Origin of the sequence: Roseateles oligotrophus (assembly GCF_014204525.1) — a bacterium.
Lineage (GTDB): Bacteria > Pseudomonadota > Gammaproteobacteria > Burkholderiales > Burkholderiaceae_C > Paucibacter_A > Paucibacter_A oligotrophus_A.
In genome coordinates, this window is sequence record NZ_JACHLP010000024.1 from 1 (window position 1) to 2,589 (window position 2,589).

General features: G+C 65.6%; 3 protein-coding genes. All 3 read right to left on the bottom strand.

Annotation, left to right across the window (positions count from 1 at the left end; all coding sequences use genetic code 11):
* A partial coding sequence (locus HNP55_RS23910) for an ABC transporter ATP-binding protein (RefSeq protein ID WP_184304915.1) occupies nucleotides 1-770 on the bottom strand: 770 nt, incomplete at its 3' end.
* 14 nt (nucleotides 771-784) lie between these two features.
* The gene (locus tag HNP55_RS23915) at nucleotides 785-1,870 is read right to left on the bottom strand and encodes an ABC transporter permease subunit (protein ID WP_184304917.1); all 1,086 of its coding nucleotides are present in this window, start codon (nucleotides 1,868-1,870) and stop codon (nucleotides 785-787) included.
* Nucleotides 1,871-1,893: 23 nt separating this feature from the next.
* Nucleotides 1,894-2,589: branched-chain amino acid ABC transporter permease (locus tag HNP55_RS23920; RefSeq protein WP_184304919.1), on the bottom strand; the 696-nt coding region annotated here is incomplete at its 5' end.

Sequence of the window (2,589 nt, forward strand, 5' to 3'; positions counted from 1 at the left end):
TGGCCCGCGCCCAGATAGGCTTCGATGACCTTCTCGTTGCGCTGCACTTCCTGCGGTGTGCCCTCGGCGATCTGCTTGCCGTAGTCCAGCACCGTCAGGCGGTCGCACAAGCCCATCACCAGCTTGACGTCGTGTTCGATCAGGAGAATGGTGCGGCCGTCCTTGCGGATGCGGTCGATCAGTTCGCGCAGCACCACTTTCTCGGTGGCGTTCATGCCGGCGGCCGGCTCGTCCAGCGCGATCAGCTTGGGGTCGGTGGCCAGGGCGCGCGCGATCTCCAGCCGGCGCTGGTCGCCGTAGCTGAGCGTTCTGGCCTTGAATTCGGCCAGCTTGCCTATGCCCACGTAATCGAGCAGTTCCTGGGCGCGCTGGCGGATGGCGGCTTCCTCGGCCTTGAAGCCGGGGGTGCGCAGCACCGCGCCCAGCAGGCCGGAGCCGGTGCGGATGTGGCGGCCCACCATCACGTTCTCCAGCGCCGTCATCTCGGCGAAGAGGCGGATGTTCTGGAAGGTGCGCGCAATGCCGGCCTTGGCGACCTGGTGCACGGCTTGCGGGGTGTAGGGCTCACCGCCCAGATGGAAGCTGCCGGCGTCCGGCGTGTACAGGCCGGTGATGACGTTGAAGAAGGTGGTCTTGCCCGCGCCATTGGGGCCGATCAGGCCGTAGACCTGGCCTTGGCGGATTTCGATGCCCACTTCGGACAGGGCTTGCAGGCCGCCAAAGCGCTTGGACACGCCGCTGACTTTCAGAACGATGGATTGCTCACTCATCTTGGTCTCCTCGCTCATTTCGTTTGGGGCACGGGTGCTGCCTTGCCGTGCTCCGGTGCGGGCCACAGGCCGCGCGGGCGGATCAGCATGATGCTGATCATGGCCAGGGCCACCAGCAGCTGGCGCAGGATGGCGGCGTCCAGCCGCCCGCCGGTCATCTCTTGCAGCGGGCCGGCCACATAGCGCAGCACCTCGGGCAGGGCCGAGAGCAGCAAGGCGCCCAGGATGACGCCGGGGATGTGGCCGATGCCGCCCAGCACCACCATGGCGACGATCATCACGCTCTCCTGCAGGCTGAAGGATTCGGGGCTCACAAAGCCCTGGAAGCTGGCGAACATGGAGCCGGCCACGCCGCCGAAGGTGGCGCCCATGCCGAAGGCCAGCAGTTTGAGGTTGCGGGTGTTGATGCCCATGGCCTTGGCGGCGATCTCGTCCTCGCGGATGGCCATCCAGGCGCGGCCGATGCGGCTGTTCTCCAGCCGGTAGCAGATCAGCACGCTGATGACGACCAGGGCCAGGAAGAGGTAGTAGTAGAGCGTGACCGAAGGCAGGGTGAAGCCGAAGATGTCCAGGCTCTTGCCCAGATCGATGCCCCAGAAGTGCAGGGAGTCGATCTGGCCGATGCCGCGCGGGCCGTTGGTGATGTTGGCGGGGTATTCCAGATTGTTCAGGAAGACGCGGATGATTTCACCAAAGCCCAGGGTGACGATGGCCAGGTAGTCGCCGCGCAGCTTCAGCGTGGGCGAGCCCAGCATGACGCCGAAGAAGGCGGCCAGGCCGGCCCCCAGCGGGATGACGATCCACAGCGGCGAGTGCAGGCCGTCCGGGAAGGCGGCCCGGAAGGCCTCGAAGTTCTCGCTCAGGTGCGGGCTGCTGAGCAGCGCGAACATATAGGCACCCACGGCGTAGAAGGCCACATAACCGAGGTCCAGCAGGCCGGCATAGCCGACCACGATGTTCAGCCCCAGGGCCAGCATCACGTACAGCAGGGCCAGGTCGATGATGCGCACCGGGCCATTGCCCAGCTGCTGCGCGAACAGCGGCAGCAGCAGCAGGCCCAGGCCCGCCAGCAGGAAGACGAAGAGTTTGTTCTTTTGCATGATGTTGTTCTCCTTCAACTCGCTCAGGCGCGATCAGCGACACGCTCGCCTAACAGGCCAGACGGACGCAGGGTCAGCACCAGGATCAGGGCCACGAAGGCGAAGATGTCGGCGTAATGGCTGCCCAGCACGCCGCCGGTCAGATCGCCCAGATAGCCCGCACCGATGGCCTCGATCAGGCCCAGCAAGATGCCACCCACCATGGCCCCGGCCAGATTGCCGATGCCGCCCAGCACGGCCGCGGTGAAGGCCTTCAGGCCGGGCATAAAGCCCATGGTGTGCTGCACCGTGCCGTAATTGGCCGCCCACATCAGGCCGGCCACGGCGGCCAGGGCCGCACCGATGACGAAGGTGGTGGAGATGATGAAGTCGGGCTTGACGCCCATCAGGCCGGCGACCTTGGGGTTCTCGGCCGTGGCCCGCATGGCCCGGCCCAGCTTGGTGTGATTGACCAGAAACATCAGCGAGGCCAGGATGACCACGGTCAGACCCAGGATCAGGCATTGCGTGACCGAGATCACCGGGCCACCCAGATCAATCGGGGTGGTGGGCAGCAGCAGGGGGAAGGGTTTGGGATTGGGTTTCCAGATGATCATGGCCAGGGTCTGCAAGAGCAAGCTCATGCCCATGGCGGTGATCAAGGGTGCCAGGCGCGGGGCATTGCGCAGCGGCCGGTAGGCGATCTTCTCGACCACGAAGTTCAACGTCACGCAGACCAC